Origin of the sequence: Pedobacter sp. UBA5917 (assembly GCF_002432345.1) — a bacterium.
Classification (GTDB): Bacteria; Bacteroidota; Bacteroidia; order Sphingobacteriales; family Sphingobacteriaceae; genus Pedobacter.
The window spans coordinates 1-18,302 of sequence record NZ_DJDT01000033.1 but is presented as its reverse complement, the minus strand read 5'-3'; the positions used below and the strand labels follow the sequence as shown (position 1 = coordinate 18,302).

Sequence of the window (18,302 nt, the reverse complement as noted above, 5' to 3'; positions counted from 1 at the left end):
AATCAGACAACATTTTTATATTGTCTGATTTTAATATTTCATTTTATTAAGGCAGAAGGTGCATATCCAAATTCCTTTTTAAAGGCAAAAGAAAAGTGCGAAAGGTCTTCGAAACCCGATTCCATATATACTTCAACAGGTTTCTTATTTTTTTCTACCAGTTTATAATGCGCCAGTTCGAGCCGTTTTTTGGTGAGCCATCTTTGCGGCGAAAGATTAAAAGCTTTTCTAAAATCACGGTTAAAGGTTGATAAGCTGCGTCCGATCAGGTATCCGAATTTCTCCAATGGCATATTGAACATGAAATTTTTCTCCATAAAATCAACAAGATCCATTTTACCGGGTTCCTGAAAATCGGCCAAAACATGGTCTATTCCCTCATCGATAAACCGCAGAATATTGATGGCTTCGTTGATTTTCATTGCAGCAATATGCTCCGGAAAGGCTTCCTGAAGATCGAAATATGGAATTAAAGAGGCTAAACAGCTTTCGAGCAAAGGATGGTGACTAAAACTCAATATTTTCTGCGATACCTGTACCTGTGGCTTTATTGTAATGCTGGCATAAAAATCGCGCAAACGATTGGCCGATAAATGCATCACCACGGTTTTATGTGGCAGGCCATCTTTTGGGTAATTGATAATGGTAGCCAGTTGATTTCTTGGGATTAAAAAAATATCGCCTGCGTTAAAAACATGCTCTTTATCTGCTTCTATAATCTTAGTTTCGCCTGAGATAAACCAGATCAGCATGTGGTTATCAAACACCACTTCCGTTTTAAACAACTTGTCCTCATAACAGGAAAGTTTAATTTCGGGCGTTATATATTTCGTTTGAAATTCCATTTATGGTGAGCTGATCGGTTTAAATTACTTTTCTAAAATACAAATAATCTGTTTTATTAATCGGCATCGAAAGTAATACCCAATAATTGCTCGCTTAAATCCCAAAGACGTTTCGCATTGGTTTCATCAACAGCATATGGCTGCACGCCACGTAAAGTAGAAGGTTCAGAGATCAGGTGTTCGATATTTCCCAAATCCAGTTCGGCCACATCGGCATCTTCGCAGTAAACCCCACCAATACCATTCAATAAAGGGCTTGTGGCACACCAAACGGTGGTGGCCGCACCCTGCGAAAGCTGTTTAAGTTTCTTTTCTACCTCCGGAAAAATATTTCCATCGGCATCGTGTGTGCCCATTTGCTGGTATAGTTCCATTGGGGCTTCCCTACCCAAATCGGTGTGGTTAACAGAACCTGGATGTAATGAATATGCCCTGATACCGGATTTGGCAGCGCGTGCATCCAGTTCAACTGCAAATAGATTATTGGCCGATTTAGATTGTCCGTAACCTACGAGGGTTTGATATTCGTGCTGTTCAAAATTAGGATCTTCAAAATTGAAAGGCGCAATCTGGTGGCCGTATGAAGATACATTTACCACCCTTGCACTTTCCGCTTTTTTAAGTGCAGGCCATAATTTAGCTGTGAGTTGAAAGTGGCCTAAATGATTGGTAGAAAACTGCGATTCGTAACCACGGGCATCCCTGCGTAAAGGCACCCACATAATACCGGCATTGTTGATCAACAGATCGAGCGGACGGCCACTGGCTAAAAACTTTTCTGCAAAGGTATTAATCGAGTCAAAATCCATTAAATCCATGGCTTCAACTTCTACGTTAACCAGTCCGGTTAGGTTCTTTCTTGCTTTTTCAATGTCGCGGGCTGGTACAATCACTGTTGCCCCAGCCTGTACAAAGGTTTTGGTGGTTTCTAAACCGATACCTGCATAACCGCCGGTAATGATAGCTGTTTTTCCTTTTAAGCTAATACCTTTTATTACTTCATCTGTTGTTGAGCTTGCATTAAATCCTGAACCGATTGGTTGTTGTAATGCACCGTTGTAATTATTGCTTTTCATTTTTTATTGTTTTAATACACAACAAAAATAACGGGCTTAACAACAGGCCGCTTTGCTCAAAATGTCAATCTTACTTTGTTTGAAATGTCAGATTTTAGAATAATTGATATCATTTATAATTTGACCATATCAGAAATGTAAGGGCATATAAGCTTATATGAAACTTATATACCTTATATGGTTAACCAATTAACAACTTACTCATATTTCAAAGCCTCAACCGGATTGGCTTTGGCCGCTTTATAAGCCTGGAAACCTACCGTTAAAAAGGCAATAGCTGCTGTTCCTACAATAGAAATTAGAATGATAGAGAACGATATCGTAGTCCTAAATTCAAAACTGGCGAGCCATTTATTCATGAGGTAATAAGCCAATGGTACGCCGATAAATGCGGCCACAAATACCATTTTCAGAAATGAGAACGAAAGTAACTGCATAATGCTGTTTACCGAAGCACCCAATACACGGCGTACACCAAACTCTTTTGTGCGTTGTTCGGCGCTGTAAGCTACTAAACCATAAAGTCCCATGCACGAAATTAATATGGCTATGCCACCAAATAAATTTGATAAAATGCCTAAAATCTTTTCAGCCTGCAGTTTCTTTGCCATCAGATCGTTTACAAAATTAATTTCTACCGGATATTGTGGGTTGATATTTTTGGCAATCGCTGTAATCCGTTCTACATTTTCGCTCAAACTATTATTTGGATTTAATCGCAAATTGATGTTCCCTCCATGGTTTTTACTAAAATTCACTACCATCGGAAGGCCGGAACGGTAAGGGGATTTCCATATAAAATCATTAAAAATGCCGATCACTTTTACTTTATTGCCAAAGAGATCCAAACTTTTTCCCAGAGGATTTTTTAACTGCATCATTTTTACGGCCTTACTGCTTAACAAAATGCCGGCAGTATCAGAAGCAAAATCTTTAGAAAAATCTCTTCCGGCTAAAAGTTGTACTCCACTCGTTTTTACGAAATCGTATTGGGTTTGCAAGCGGTTAAATACAATTTCTTTTCCTTTTTCTTCCATTCCGGGCCATGTAAGTCCATAAAACCAATTGCGTACCTCTGTCATACTCTGCGATGACTGGTTAACCCCAATGGCTGCACCACTGTTGAGTACCTGTGTTTTAAACAGCTCGAATTTACCGGACAAATCGCCATCCTGGGCCATTTCTGCAAGTAGATTGGTATTATATCCTATCGGTCTGTTTTTGATGAACTGCATCTGTTTATAAATCACCAATGTGGAAATGATCAGCATAATGGCGAAACAAAACTGGCCTACCACAAGCACCTGTCTTAAATTAATGGGAATAAGTTTCGCTCTTGCCGTTTTTCTTTTAAGGGTTTGGATGGGATTAAACGAAGAAAGGAAAAATGCAGGATACATGCCAGATAAAATACCGGTTAGCAGGGCAACGCCTAAAATCCCCATCCAATATCCCATATTGGTATAACCGATAACGATATCAATATCGAGGAGGTTATTGAATATGGGTAAGGTAACTTCAACAATTACCACTGCAAATAATACCGCAACTATTACCAACACCATAGCTTCGGTTAAAAACTGAACCACCAAAGATGTCCTTGTTGCGCCTATGGTTTTTTTAATACCCACTTCTTTGGCCCTGCGCTCTGATTTAGCGGTAGCCATGTTCATGAAATTAATACAGGCCACCAGTAAAATACCAAAAGCAAGAGCAACAAAAAGATAAACACGATCTATATCACCGCCAACGTTTTTACCGTTTTTAAATTCGCCATGTAAGTGCAGATCGGAAAAGGGAAACAAAAAATTCTGGTTCTTCTGATCTTTATAGTTCTCGTTGAAGAGCTTTTTAACTTTAGCATTAATAGGTTCGATAAGCACAGGATTACTAACCCTTGCTATGGCCAGAAAGCTAAAATTACTCCAACCGGGGTTTCTAACATAATCGTTTATGCTAGAGTAGAAAGACCAGGGCATTAAATAATCAAAACGCAAGGTACTATTGGCGGGTAAATCTTTCATTACACCCGTCACTTTTAAATCGAAAGCATTTTGATAACGGACAGTTTTATTTAGCGCATCGGTAGTGCCGAACAAAAGTTCGGCCATATGCTTGGTTAATACAATTCCATTGGGCGTATTTAAGGCCGTATTCGGATTGCCTGCAATAAATTCGTATCCAAAAACTTTCAGGATTTCGGGATCGGCAAAAAGATCTGTTTTTTTAAAGCTTTTTTGTCCGTTGGCAATAAGTGTATTATCTCCTCCACCAATGCGTGTAATGGCATCAACCTCAGGTATTTTTGATTTAATGGCCATGGCAATTCCATTTCCGGGTATTCCACCTGTACTGGTAATTTTACCTGAGGCATCCTGAAAATTGGTCATTACCTGATAAATTTTGTCCGGATCTTTAAATTGCCGGTCGAAATTCAGTTCGTAGTTTACATATAACAGCAGCAACAGACAGGCGGATAAGCCAACGGCCAAACCGATAATATTGATTACAGAAGAGATCTTATTCCTCCAAAGGTTGCGCAAAGCGATTTTTAAATTAAGACTGAACATGGCAGCAATGTTTTTGCATTAAACAAATATAATGTACTGAGCACAACCAAGTATGTGCCAATAACGAAAAACACATTATACGCGCAAACAAGCCAGTATTCAAGCTTAATAATAATATAGAGCGTTCATTATCGAACATTTGGTGTGCATCAGCGAACAGTTGAACATTGCAACTTACAACCTTCACACAATTAAACGTTTTTCACCATATAAGGAATTTAAAAACATGTAGGTAGATTCTAAATTTAATTACCTTCTTAAATATAATATTTGGCGGCAGAGCATTCCAACTTTACAACATCATTTTCACCACCTGAGACACCTGAGTGCACCTTAGTTTTTAAGCTACAACAAATTTACTGGCGAACAGTTAAACATTGCAACTTTACAACCTTACAACAATTAAATGTTTTTCACCATATAAGGAATTTTAGAACATGTAAGGTAGATTCTAAATTTATTACCTTCTTAAATATGATATCAGTTGGCAGAACATTCCAACTTTACAACATTTCAACATCATTTTCACCACCTGAGACACCTGAGCGCACCTTAGTTTAAAGCTTATATAAAGCTATTTCATGAATGCGCTAATTGGATTCCCCAACGAAATCAGATTCTGGTTTAAACTGGGGGTAAAACAAAAAAGCTCCACATTTCTGTGAAGCTTTCTGTGATCCCGCTGGGATTCGAACCCAGGACCACTACATTAAAAGTGTAATGCTCTACCAGCTGAGCTACGGAATCATTTATCCCCCTTGCGGGGCTGCAAAGATAGAAATTAAATCTATTCGTACAAAGAATAATGAGAATATATTTAATAAAAAATTAACAATAACTAAATAAAACAGGGTTAAAACTTTATGGTTCAAAATGTTAAATACAATAAAAAAAATCATTTTTTAAGCAGATTTTTGTCTACTTTGTACCTTAACTAAACAAAACTCAAAAACAATTATGTTTTTATCCCACCGCGAACCGCTAAATGCATACCTTCTCCAATTGAACAACAGATCAGCTCAAAAACAGTTGCAGATTAAACATTTATCCTAATACAGTATTTAATATTCCTGAAAGTTGTTAATGGACTTGATTATTTTTTTATTCTTTTTATTATTTTCATTTTTACATATACATTGAAGTTTCCCTAATGAATATCGAAAATATTTATGGTGAAGATAAATGGACAGCATTCGGAGGTTTTTCGCCACTGATTACGATCTTTAAATCTTACCATCCGCTCAGTCCCGAAATTGAAGACATCATTAACACCTACACATTTCCAGTCCGTTTTGGCAAGAATAAACACATTGCATCGCCGTTAAAGCAGAACCGTTATATTTATCTCATCCTCGAAGGTGCGGTACATGGTTACCTCAAAATGGGAAATAAAAAAATTACCACCTGGATTGTTGCCGAAAACGAGCTGGCCGGAACCATCAGGAATTTATGGGAGAATGAGGTATCTGACGAATATATCGAAACCATCGATCCGGTATTTGCGATTGCCATCCCCCACGAAATGTCGAAATTATTGTATGAGAACTTTCCCATTGCAAACTATGTTGGACGCAAAATGACTGAAATCTATTTTCAGGGCGCAACAGAAAGGGCTTATATCTGCAGGTTACCAACGGCGTTAAAACGTTATCAGCGTTTTTTGGTCTCCTATCCGCACCTGATCAATCGGGTACCACTTAAATATGTTGCCTCATTTATCGGTATGCGATTGGAAACGTTGAGCAGAATCAGAAAACAGACGCTAACAGAAACTGATAAATAAATTTTAACTAATCCTTTGCTCTGGAATAGAAAGAGATTGAACCACAGTCCCATTTCCATACAGAAGTTTGTCACGTTGAGCCTGTCGAAACGACATACACGGAGTTATGGCGTATCCTTCAACAGGCTCAACATGAAAAATCTATATTTTATATTAAAACTTAACCGTATTCAGGTTTTTATCCACTAAAAGTCCATCTTTTATTTTGAGGTTAAACTGAAGCTTACGTTTTGCTTTTAATTTCAGGATAAACAAATCGCCGGTTCCGCTTAATGCTTCTTTATTGCCAACATTTACAAAAGTTGGGTATAATACCTTTTCTCCGTTAGTATGTAAACGATCGTTGGTCAGGTTATCCATCTGTTTCACACTTAAACTTTGTACACTTACAAAATCATAATCCTGTGGATTATAAGGCAGGGCAAAACTTAAGGCATTTACTGATTTTAGGTTAGCCCCTTTTACCTTCACTTCGATTATTTCATCTTTGTTATACGCTTGTTTAGCCGTGCTGATTTCCAGTTTACCGGCAACTTTATCAAGTTTGGCATCACTTACGCCACCATCCAACTGGGTAGCCACTACAGAAACGTCGTAAGCATCGATCAGGTTGTTTTTATTGATATCGCCATTACTGATGTAACCTTCAAAATCGGCATCGCCTTTTCGCAGCCCGGTATAATTGATATAGGAAGTTAAATCGTTCCTATCAATTAAGCGGTCGTTATTGATATCACCTGGCAGGTAACTTTCGGTACCGGGAACTTTAAATACATATAATTCGCGGCCCGATCCAAAGCCACCTACCCCATCGGCAACTGCAATTTTAATATAGCGTGCTGTTGGATGACCTGCAAAATTGAATATTTTAACATCGCCATTATTTGCCCATTCAAAAGTTCCGGCATCATTCCAGGTTTCTTTATTGTTACCATAAAATATTTTGCCCTTTAGCAATATCCCGTTGCCCCTTCCGCTGCGTGGCAGATAATGGAATTTATCCAGCTGGTTGATGGATTTAAGGTCGATTACCACATCAAACGGAACCGATTTTGTGCCCCATTTGGTGTGCCACATATTACCTTCATCAAAATCGAACAGTTTATCAATACCTTCACCGCCCTGATTTTCGGCCGTGGTTTCGGCAACAATACCCTGAATGGCAAATTCGAGTGGATTGGATTTTGTAACAGCCTTAATTTCCGTCCAGTCTGAATAACCGTCTTTATTTACTGCACGGAGTTTAAATGAATAAGCAGTTTCGGGCGATAAACCATCAAACAACAGCGCCGTATCGCGTATTGTGGTATAATGCATCCCGTTAAAATCAATCTCGTAAAAATCGGCATTATCCACTTTTTTCCATGTTGGTGTGAGCGTGTAAGCCTCCCTGTTTTTATCGCTGATACCTGCAGTAAGCGGAGCTGCTAATTTTCCGGTCGAAATGCGCTGCTTATCTACCGGATCGAATTTAAATCCTTCTACCGTAACTGTAACAGGGTTTAAAGTAATATCTGTTGCCTGTATTTTAACCAATACCTGCGGATTTTTCACCATCGCTACTTTTTCAAAATCGCTTCCTTTTGTAGTAAAACGGTTTAAATTCGGCGCCGCATCATAAAAATAAGCATTGGTCTGTTTTAAAAATTCTTCTTTCGAATTTACCTCCGTGAGTTTTATTTTATCTTTTCCAACCTTTGCAATCAGTTTTTTTGGCTTTTCGGTTACGTTGATAACAAATTCGGTTGTTTTCTCTTTAATAAAGCCTTCGAAATCACCTTTCGTGGTGTTAATCGTAACCGTAGCATTATTTTTCTGGTCGAGTTCTGATTCGATTAATGTTGATGCACCTTTGCCTAATCTGTAGGCTTCTGTAGTGCCGTCATCATCATATTCGGTGAAAGTGGTTTTCCCGAACGGATAGAACTCATAAATACGGTTGGTTTTATTGATTTCAGAAATATTGTTATTTGGATTTGCCATTGGGATAATTGCCCCACTTTTTACAAAAACAGGCAATTTCCAGATCGGTGCATCAAAACTGTTGAGGATGCTATTTCCTGCATATTTTTCGCCTGTAAAATAATCAATCCACGTTCCTTCAGGAAGGTAAATACCATTACGGATATCGTTACCCTTATCATCTGACTTAGTAGCCTGATAAATCGGCGCCACCAAAAATGACGGGCCATACAGGTACTGGTATTGTGTAGAAATCCCCTTTGTATACGCATTTGGATACTCAAGAAACATTGCCCTGATGATCGGCAAACCTGTTAATGCTTCTTTGGCAATGCTATAGGTATAAGGGATCAGTTCCGATTTCAGTTTTAGATAATTACGGTTGATCGATGCAACGGGCTCCCCCAGTGCGTGCGGATATTTTTCATTTGCTCCCCAACCATCCATATTCAACTGCATTGGCGTGAAGGTTTTCCATTGAAAATCGCGGGTATTGATCACTGGATTTTTACCACCAAAAATGCCATCCATATCAGAGGTAATGTTGGGCTGACCTGATAAACCGGATCCGATATAAGTCGGAATATGGAATCGAATATATTCCCATACACCACCGGTTTGATCGCCCGACCAGATACCTGCATAACGCTGCGTACCTGCCCAACCATCCAACGAAATAATAAAAGGCCTGCTACTATTGCCATAATAAGGCATAATCTGTGCAACATCGGCCACACCGTTTAACCCGAAAGAATAGCCTGCACCCACCCATGCCACATCGGTTTTTAGTACACGAACACCCGCATCCCTTGCTTCTTTAATAATATCGCGCTGTAATAATGCACTTATACCGGTTTTTGGATGAAGATCTGATTGTGTCCATAAACCTATTTCCACACCATTTTTACGTGCATAATCGCCAAATTCCTTTAAATTCTCGATATTACCGTCCAAAGTTTCGGTTTGTCCGTAACCTGCGCCATAACCATCGTTGGGAAGCACCCAGCCTAAAGGCATATCGTGTTTTTTATAACGATCGATCACCGCCCTGGCCGAAAACTGATAGTTGTTTTTTTCGCCGTTCAATGATTCTTTAACGCCGCCATTATCTTTCTGGCTCTCTTTGTAACGTTTGCCGTCTTCGAATAGCGTTCCTTTTTCATCTTCTTTCCAAAAATCGCGGTTGTAGGCATTTAAATGGCCCTCATAAAAGCCGAATTTAGGGAGCAGGATTGGATTTCCGGTGAGCTGGTAAAAATCGTTCAACAGCGCTACGGCGCCATCATTTACCATAAAAAAAACATCCAGGTAATCGGTTTCGTGTGCCAGTTTCACGAGGCCTTTCTCTTTAGCACCAAAATTGTAATTTCCTTTGTTAAAGGTGTACCACATTAGGGCATAACCATTGGTAGACCAGTAATAAGGTGTTGGAGAGGCTACACCGCCATCTGTCCAGCTGTTTTGATTTTCAATAGCTATGGCTTTACCCTTATGCGAGAAACGTCCATTTTGCACACCTCCACCGTAAAAATATTCATCTGCGTTTTCTTTTAGAGAGAGTGTTGTTTTTCCTTTTTCAAATTGAACAGGTGCCAATTCTTCTACAACTACTTTTTGGGTAGCCAGGTTGATGATTTTGATCAGTGAGGTATTTTTATCGATTAATACGGTAATTTTAGAAGTAGAAATAAACAGTTGGTTGTTCTCATCCTTTAATTCTAATTTCGAAACCGGTCTGCGTGGATTTTCGACCAAAATTTTAGCTTCAGGTTTTGCTTCAGGATCGCGAATAAAACCTCCTGCTGGATCTTCGAAAACCCGGAAAATGTTATCGCCATAAAAATCAAGTGTTAACCGCTGACTGTTGGAAAGCAATAATTCTATTGTTGTAGTATTGATTTTTTTGACCCCGGTTACTTTTATATTTTCGGGAGCTGTTGCAACTGTTTTCGGTGTTGTTTGCTGGGCAGAAATAGATAAAGGCAGCGTTAACGGAAGAAAAGCAGATGCTAAAAACACTTTTCTAACAATAAGGGTTTTAAAAGTTTTTTGAAAAGAATGCAGGATCATTAATGGTTTGATTTGGTTATGTTTTTATTTAAGCATGGCCATTATTATGGCTGCGTTTTGATAAAGTTAGTAAACAGAGGCAAGGAAATGACCTGTTTTTAAGGGCAAATACCGCGCAATCGTTTGTCTATCCGATTTTTTACCTCAGTTGAGGGTTTTATTTTAACTTAGATTTTTATTAAAAAATAATGAACATAAAAAACTATGGGTCTTATCTGATCTTAAAAGTTATTTGGAAAGACATCCACATGCTCGAAATAGGAGTTGAGGTAACAAATGGACGATATTCGGGAAAAACAGAATTTTATGAAAGTGCAGAAAACCTGAAAAAATTTGCAACATTATTATCCGGTTATCCTAATGGGAATAATGCAGCAATATATGAAGCTGGAGAGAAAAACGGCTACTCATATTTTGGAGCTAAATTTTCGGTTCTTAATCGTTCAGGGCATATTAGTGTACTTATTAATTTAGAAGAAAACGTTTCTACAGAATATAGAGCGGATGAAAAGGATAAATTAAAACTGGAAATTATAGTGGAACCAAATGCTATTGATATTTTTCAAAAACAATTGTTACAACTCGCCATAAATGAAGAAGGAGTGGCCATATTATGTGGAAGAAAAAATTAACTATCATCAAAATTTGAAATGGTCTAAAACCGAAAGTGATGGAATCGATCATTGAAAATTGATTATAGGTGATTCACCCCCTCATCCATCTTCCATTTTACATTTTACATCTCCCCACCATTAAGAAATTAAGAACATTAAGGTTTTAACATTAGATATAAAGCGATCGCTATTGAGCATTGGGAATTTATCTTATTGGTGATTTACCCCCCTCATCCATTTCCCATCTTACATTTTCCTTCTTTTGACCATTAAGAAATTAAGAACATTAAGGTTTTAACATTAGATATAAAGCGATCACTATTGATCATTGAAAAATTGATTATTGGTGATTTCCCCCTCATCCATTTTACGTCTTACATTATACATCATACAGTATTCGGTACATTTCCAGCTTTAACTACACGCATTTAGTCACAAAAAAAGAAGTTACTGAGAAATATTATACAGGAATCTATGTAAAAAAATTAAAACAATCGGGTTATATATCTTCTACAGGGTTAGGAAAATGAATTGGCAGATATTTAAAAAAACGGCAATAAAGCTAAAAAACAATGATTTTAGCCACATTCGGATATTATCCAAAATAAAAAGCCATAAGCAATACAAGCGGCTAAAAAATAACACATAAAATTAATGGCACACCTGTGGCAAGCATTTTGCGTAATACAGCAAAACAACTATAATGAACCTTTCAATTTCTCAACCCTATAGCTGCGTAATTATCGACGACAGCCGCATGAGTAAACCACTTTTCGAAAATTTCGTTTCCCAAATAGATAAACTTGAACTTAAAGGCAGTTTTACTGATAAAGTAGATGCCATGGCGGCCTTTTGGACCTTTGGCAAAATTGATTTCCTTTTTTTAGATGTGCAGATGGATATGTCCGGTTTGGATGTTGCCAGAATGCTAAAAAACAGCGTTAAATATGTGGTAATCCTTGGTGCTCAGGGAAGTCATGCAATTGATACGTTTGCCAACAATTGTAAGTTTCTGGCTAAACCCCTTGATTTTACGAAGTTCTCAAACATGATTGAGCAATTGATTTCTATTAATGCTAAGCGATGAGTTGATTTTTAGCAAAGGCATTAAGGCCGACAATCATTTTTCAGTTAACAGTTTTCAACACAATCTCTAAAGAAATGCTCCTCCTTAGATCCTGAAACAAGTTCAGGAGGACGGTTTGCGGGAGTGGGCAATGAATGAATGAATGAGGGAAGGAGTCAATGATTGAATGAGAGCAGGAAGCAATGATGAATGGCAAATGAACCAATGATCAATGAACCAATGACCAGTGAACCACTGAACTAATAAAAGTCTAAATATCGGAGTAATCTGTCGGAACCACGAATTTAGTATCGTTTTTAGAAACATTATGCTGATACTCTAGCATAGTGGAAAGTTTTTTCCAGTAGTCATCTGCAGAGAAAGCTTTCCAGTGTGCATCTCTATCGGCTTTGTTCTCGAAAGTGGTTAGGTACATAAGATTAGGCATACGGCTGCCCGAAATCACTTCTGCATAAAATACAGCGTTAAAATTGAGCCTTTTAAACAATCCGATTTCATCGCCTTTGTTAAACATCTGTACCTTGTTTTGATAATATTTTTCTGTTGGCGATTCGTAACTCCTCAATTCATACACCCGATCTTTCATTGGCGATTTTAAATTGGGAAGCATAAAATTAGGGGCGTCTTCAAAAGCTTTTAAAATGATAGATTCTAAACGTTCGTAAGGAGCATCGTTGTACACGGCATCTAAATATGCTTTGCCATCGCTTAAATATTGTTGATCTTTTACTAGCTTTTTATCGAGATCTAAAACACCATTAAATGTTTTTAAAGGAATAAATACATAGATCAATTTTTCCGCAACCGTGGTTTGATCGCTTACAAGGGGCTTAAATACCCCAACTTTTGCAATTCCGGTGCGGTGAAGTGCTGGCAAATAGGCTTTCTGTAAATAATCATCCAGCATTTTTTCCTGTGCATCGGTTTTTAAATGATAGATTTTAATCTGGTAGAAATCTGCTTTTGAAGCATTGGCCATTAAGGCAACGAATAATAAAACCAACAAAAATGGAAATGATTTTTTAATTCCTGGCAACATATTAAGAGATGATTAGAAACATGGATAATGTGCTCCAAAGTAAGGATTTATTTTTAACGGATTAAGGGATTAAGGTTAGTTAATAATATTTTTACCATTAAGGACATTAGGAAGCAAGCAATGATTGAATGAAAGAAGGAATCAATGATTGAATGAGGGAAGGAAGCAATGAACCAATGACCAGTGAACCAGTGAACCAATGAACAAATGAACCAATGACCAATGACCTAATTTACCCTGCTCACATTATTATAAGTATCTATATAAGCCCTTGGCGATTGGCCGATAATGCTTTTAAATACCCTGTTAAAATTGGTGATACTGTTAAAACCGGCTTTGTAGGCTACGCCTGAAATGCAATCGGCCTTTTCTCCGCCTATTAGACTCTTACAGGCATCGTTAATCCTCACTTCATTTAAAAAGGAGATAAAAGTATGACCGGTATGTTTCTTAAAATATCGGCAAAAAGCTTGCGGGGTCATGAAAGCAGTATTGGCCACATCTTCCAAAGAGATCTGACTGTTGTAGTTTTCGGTGATAAAGCTGATAATTTTACTCAACCGCATGCCTTCATTTTCGCTAACATTGGAAGAATATAGATCGGAACAGAGCGATTCTACATTTTCGTTCAGATCCTGAAGGCTATTGATCAATTTTAAAAAGTTAAATACCACATCTACCCCAGATGCCTGATGAACCCTGAAAATTTTAGGAATTAAACTTTCGGCAAAGCCATACGGAACTTTAAAACCATGTTTGTTTTTAGCCAAAAAAGTGTTCGCCATTTTCATTTCGGGCAGATTGAACAGAGGAGCCAAAATACCGTTGGGATTAAAGTAAACCGAACAGGCTCTAATGGTTTTATTGCTATCTAACGAAAAATATTCGGGATTACTTTTAAATAAATGTGGGAGTTTGGCGCCGATCACAAAGATATCGCCCGACCGGAAGGCATGCATATCGTTACCGGCAATTAATGTTCCTTCGCCACGTTCTACGTAGGTAATCTGCCATTCATCGTGCCTGTGGAGGTATTGGTAAAAAAAAGGCAGTTCTATGTGCTCGGATATTACACTCTTATCATCGGGCACAAGCAGGGTGAATGGTAATACTTTCATAATTTGGTTAATTCGGCTTATCGACCAGGAGTTGAATTTAATGATATTAACTCAAAACACACAACAAATGCCAAATCAGGTTAAAATCCTGCTATTATCTGATAATATTTGAAGAAAAAACCGACTAAGAACTGCACAAACCTGACTTCTTTTAACGCGACACTGCAAAAGGTTTCAACTCCAATTCGGTAGCTGTCCCATCAATTAACTGACTAACCATTAATCCGGTTGCAGGGCCTAAACTTAAACCCATCATCCCATGCCCTGTGGCAACAACCAGATTATCCCTTTTTTCGCTTCTGCCAATATAAGGCAAACCATCCGGAGAGGAAGGACGGAAACCATACCAGATCTCTTTTTCTGCAGGAAGTGCAGGTTTTAAATCAGGAAAATAAGCTGGTACCGATTCCACTATCCCCCTAACACGCTGCATGTTTATGCGATTGTTGATTTTATCCAGCTCCATTGTACCACCATACCTGATCTGGCCGTTCATAGGTGTTATGGCTACCCTGGCCTCGCATAGCAGTGCAGGTATAGTTAAACGGTTCTGCGGTTCGGCTTCCATAAAAGAATAGCCTTTACCGGGCATTAAAGAGATTTTAACACCGGCCATTTTGGCCACTGCAGGCGACCATGAACCGGTTGCAATTACGTATTGATCTGCCTCCCAAACCTCGTTTCCTGTAAAAACTTTCATCACCCGGTTACCAACAACTTCAATTTTATCCACTTCTTTGCCGCGTTCGATTTTTACACCGTTATTGGTTAAACACTTAAGCAGGGCATGCATCAGCTTGGTTGGATAGAGGTGGGCATCGCAACGGTAATGCACAGCGCCCAGCACATCCAATTTTAAATCAGGTTGTAAGGCCCGGCATTCGGCAGGCGATAACACGGCCATATCAAGGCCTAACCCGATAGCTTTTGTTGCCAGATGGGCCTCTTCTTCGGCTGCTTTTTCTGTTTTATAAAAAGCGAGAATGCCGTTATGGGTAAGCTCGAAATCAAAATCGGGCTCTTTTGCCAAATCTGCGTATAATTTCTTGCTCAGCAGGGAAAGATCACGCAGTGGTACTGCAGATTGGTTAACATGTTTTACAGTAGCATGTTTCATAAATTTAAATCCCCAGTTAACGAGATCTGCATTTAACGAGGGGCGTACATAAAACGGGCTTTTACTGTTAAACATCCACCTGATGCCCTGTTTAATCATTCCCGGTGCGGCCAAAGGCACGAAATGGCTTGGCACAATCATACCAGCGTTACCAAAGGAGCAATTATCGCTAATATCGCCCTTATCCAAAATGGTAACCTCATAACCTTTTCTCTGCAGGTAATATGCAGAAGTTAAACCCACAATCCCGGCACCAATAATTAAGACCTTCGACATTTTTTTTATATAAATTGATTTAAAAAATGGTTAAATCACCTGAAATCCATGCGCATAAGGATCGTATTCTGCATCGATTTTAATGGTGTTGTAACCAAATACTTTCGCCCATCCCTCTACACTTGGAATGATGGCCCTTATTCCGTTTAGTTCTACTTCTTCCTCCACCCTACCTGTAAACTTGCTGCCGATAAAACTTTCGTGGATAAAATCTTCTCCTACTTTTAATTTCCCCTTGGCGTGCCACTGTGCCATGCGGGCAGATGTTCCGGTACCACAGGGCGACCGGTCAATAGCTTTATCACCATAAAAAACAGCATTCCGGGCAGTAGATGCAGGGTCGATGGTTTTGCCTGTCCATAAAATATGGCTGCAGCCGTTTATGGTTGGATCTAGCGGATGGACGAAGGTATATTTTTCATTGATGCGTTTGCGGATGGTTTGGCTCCAGGTAATCAATTGAGAAGCAGAATAGTTTTCGAGACCCGGAAAATTTTCCTGAGGATCTACAATCGCATAAAAGTTGCCTCCATAAGCCACATCGAAAGTGAGCAAACCCAAATCGGGACATTCTACCTGAAGGTTTTCGGCCGCGAGATAAGAAGCTACATTTTTAAGCTTAACCGATTTAACCTTTTTTCCTTCCTGTTTATATTCAATCAGTACCAATCCGGCCGGTGCTTCCATTCTGATTATACCTGGCGTTTTTGGCTGAATCAGTCCTTCTTCTATGGCGATGGTGATGGTGCCAATAGTACCATGTCCGCACATCGGCAAACAGCCACTGGTTTCGATAAAAAGTACCGCTACATCGTTCGCCGGATCATGAGGAGGATAAAGAATACTGCCCGACATCATATCGTGGCCACGGGGCTCGAACATTAAACCTGTTCTGATCCAATCGTATTCTTTAAGAAAATGTTGACGTTTTTCGCTCATATTGGCGCCGGTTAATTGCGGACCACCACCTGCAACCAACCTCACAGGATTTCCGCAGGTATGTGCATCTACACAAAAAAAGGTTTTACTCATGGGATTTGGTTATTTTTTGGTTCAGGGTTCTATAGATGTTGAGGGGATTTCCGTCTTTAAGTTCATCAGGCAATAGTCCCTGATCCCAATCCTGGTAAGCTAATGGCCGTACAAAACGGTTAACTGCTGTAGATCCTACAGAAGTGAAACGGCTATCGCTGCTCGCGGGAAAAGGTCCACCGTGTTGCATTGCAGCACAAACTTCTACACCGGTTGACGCGCCATTTAATATGATCCTTCCCGTTTTATCAGAAAGTTTATCTATCAGGTTTTGATAATTCCGGAGTTCCTGCTTTTCGGCCATTAGGCTTACCGTGAGTTGTCCATCCAGTACCTCAACTGCTTTTTCCAGTTCTTCCATATCATCCGCTACGACCAGAAGGGAATAAGGTCCGAAAATTTCTTCACGCAGTTTTGGATTTTCTATAAAATCATTAACACTAACCTGTGCAATTTTTGCCTGTGACTGATTTTTTAATTCTTTATTTACCAGATTTGAAACCACAATAACTTCAACTCCTCCTTCATTTATAATCTCAGCAGAAAGTTCCGCATAATGATCGGCAATCCCGCTGGTAAGCATCGTTGCGGATGGAACAATCTCAATGGCATCTTTTAAGTGCTTCTTGAAATTTTCGAGGGCTGGCGATTTAATGGCCAGCAGTAAACCTGGATTGGTGCAAAACTGGCCCGCTCCCAAAGTAATGGATGCAGCATACTTTTTAGCCAGTTCTTCTGTCCGGTTTTCTAAAGCCTCCGGCAGAAAAACTACGGGATTGATGCTACCCATTTCAGCAAAAACAGGAATAGGTTGCTTACGTTGCTGTGCTAGCCTGATCAATGCCATTCCCCCTTTAAACGATCCGGTAAAAGCTACGGCTTTAGTTAAAGGATGTTGCACCAAAGCTGCACCAACAGTATAACCATCATCATATAACATCGAAAAAACACCTTTTGGCATAGCCGTTTTTTCAGCAGCTTTTATGATTGCTGCAGCCACCAAAGCGCTGGTACCGTAATGCGCAGGATGTGCCTTTACAATTACCGGACAGCCTGCTGCAAGCGCCGAAGCAGTATCGCCACCAGCAACAGAAAAAGCCAGCGGAAAATTACTGGCACCAAAAACCACCACCGGGCCTATTGGCACCAGCATTCTTCTGATATCGGGCTTGGGCAAAGGTTGCCTATCAGGCAAGGCCGTATCAATTATCGCATCCACCCAGGAGCCTTCTGCTACCAGGTTGGCAAATAACCTTAACTGACTGGTAGTTCTGCCCAATTCGCCCTGTAAACGGCCCAATGGTAAGCCACTTTCTGCCGAAGCCCTGTTTACCAATGCTTCACCAATATCTGTGATTTCATCGGCAATGGCATTTAAAAAAGCCGCTTTAAGATCTTTATTCAGATTTCTACATTCATAAAAAGCTTTTGCTGCAGCTTTCAAAGCATCATCAACCAGGTTTTCGTTAGCTTTAAAAAATGCTCCTTCGAGCGTTAAACCTGTTGCCGGATTAACTGCATTAAGGCTTTTTCCATCTGTTTCTATGTAGCTACAGGCAACAATATTTCTTCCGTCCATATTTTGCTGGTTAAACTATTTCCCCCAACTACCGTCAGGCAATTGTGGACGGGCAGCCAATGCATCGTTTATAATCTTCAATACTTTTTCCCTTTCGGCCCCACTTACCGGTAAACGCGGTGCACGCACCGCTT

12 protein-coding genes and 1 tRNA gene are annotated in these 18,302 nt (G+C 39.4%); 3 read left to right on the top strand and 10 right to left on the bottom strand.

The features are described from left to right. Positions 1-38 precede the first annotated feature (38 nt). The 4 genes from B2V92_RS02225 to B2V92_RS02210 all read right to left on the bottom strand — a co-directional run bounded on the left by B2V92_RS02225 (position 39) and on the right by B2V92_RS02210 (position 5,238). Positions 39-845 (bottom strand): AraC family transcriptional regulator, encoded by an 807-nt coding sequence (locus B2V92_RS02225; RefSeq protein ID WP_293304448.1) that lies wholly within the window; start codon positions 843-845, stop codon positions 39-41. A 56-nt stretch (positions 846-901) separates the two neighbouring features. Next, a complete protein-coding gene (locus tag B2V92_RS02220; protein WP_293304447.1) occupies positions 902-1,921 on the bottom strand; it encodes an SDR family NAD(P)-dependent oxidoreductase in 1,020 nt (339 codons plus the stop codon). 197 nt (positions 1,922-2,118) lie between these two features. After that, positions 2,119-4,491, bottom strand: a complete 2,373-nt coding sequence (locus B2V92_RS02215) for an ABC transporter permease (protein WP_293304446.1) — start codon at positions 4,489-4,491, stop codon at positions 2,119-2,121. Between the two features lie 674 nt (positions 4,492-5,165). Further along, positions 5,166-5,238: transfer RNA gene (locus tag B2V92_RS02210), tRNA-Lys, on the bottom strand. Positions 5,239-5,641: 403 nt separating this feature from the next. Between B2V92_RS02210 and B2V92_RS02205 the strand changes: the two genes are divergently transcribed. Further along, positions 5,642-6,274: a Crp/Fnr family transcriptional regulator gene (locus B2V92_RS02205; protein WP_293304445.1), complete on the top strand. Its 633-nt coding sequence runs from the start codon at positions 5,642-5,644 to the stop codon at positions 6,272-6,274. 153 nt (positions 6,275-6,427) lie between these two features. Here the strand turns inward: B2V92_RS02205 and B2V92_RS02200 are convergent, their stop codons facing one another. Beyond that, entirely contained in the window at positions 6,428-10,306 is a 3,879-nt protein-coding gene (locus tag B2V92_RS02200) for a TIM-barrel domain-containing protein (protein WP_293304443.1), read from the bottom strand. Positions 10,307-10,494: 188 nt separating this feature from the next. Here B2V92_RS02200 and B2V92_RS02195 point away from each other — a divergent pair, with 188 nt between their 5' ends. Together B2V92_RS02195 and B2V92_RS02190 are read left to right on the top strand one after the other, a co-directional pair. Beyond that, the gene (locus B2V92_RS02195; protein WP_293304441.1) at positions 10,495-10,938 is read left to right on the top strand and encodes a hypothetical protein; all 444 of its coding nucleotides are present in this window, start codon (positions 10,495-10,497) and stop codon (positions 10,936-10,938) included. Positions 10,939-11,623: 685 nt separating this feature from the next. Then, positions 11,624-12,007 (top strand): LytR/AlgR family response regulator transcription factor, encoded by a 384-nt coding sequence (locus B2V92_RS02190; RefSeq protein WP_293304439.1) that lies wholly within the window; start codon positions 11,624-11,626, stop codon positions 12,005-12,007. A 250-nt stretch (positions 12,008-12,257) separates the two neighbouring features. Here B2V92_RS02190 and B2V92_RS02185 read toward each other — a convergent pair whose 3' ends face one another. From B2V92_RS02185 to B2V92_RS02165, 5 genes are all read right to left on the bottom strand, one after another. Beyond that, positions 12,258-13,046 carry an NIPSNAP family protein gene (locus B2V92_RS02185; RefSeq protein ID WP_293304437.1) on the bottom strand — a complete coding sequence of 263 codons (789 nt, stop codon included), beginning with the start codon at positions 13,044-13,046 and terminating at the stop codon, positions 12,258-12,260. A gap of 227 nt (positions 13,047-13,273) precedes the next feature. Continuing rightward, positions 13,274-14,164, bottom strand: coding sequence for an AraC family transcriptional regulator (locus B2V92_RS02180; RefSeq protein ID WP_293304435.1), 891 nt, complete (start codon positions 14,162-14,164; stop codon positions 13,274-13,276). 151 nt (positions 14,165-14,315) lie between these two features. Then, positions 14,316-15,557: an NAD(P)/FAD-dependent oxidoreductase gene (locus B2V92_RS02175; RefSeq protein ID WP_293304433.1), complete on the bottom strand. Its 1,242-nt coding sequence runs from the start codon at positions 15,555-15,557 to the stop codon at positions 14,316-14,318. Between the two features lie 30 nt (positions 15,558-15,587). Further along, positions 15,588-16,589 carry a 4-hydroxyproline epimerase gene (locus B2V92_RS02170; protein ID WP_293304431.1) on the bottom strand — a complete coding sequence of 334 codons (1,002 nt, stop codon included), beginning with the start codon at positions 16,587-16,589 and terminating at the stop codon, positions 15,588-15,590. After that, positions 16,582-18,168: an aldehyde dehydrogenase (NADP(+)) gene (locus B2V92_RS02165; protein WP_293304429.1), complete on the bottom strand. Its 1,587-nt coding sequence runs from the start codon at positions 18,166-18,168 to the stop codon at positions 16,582-16,584. The genes B2V92_RS02170 and B2V92_RS02165 overlap by 8 nt, the downstream gene beginning before the upstream one ends. Positions 18,169-18,302 lie beyond the last annotated feature (134 nt).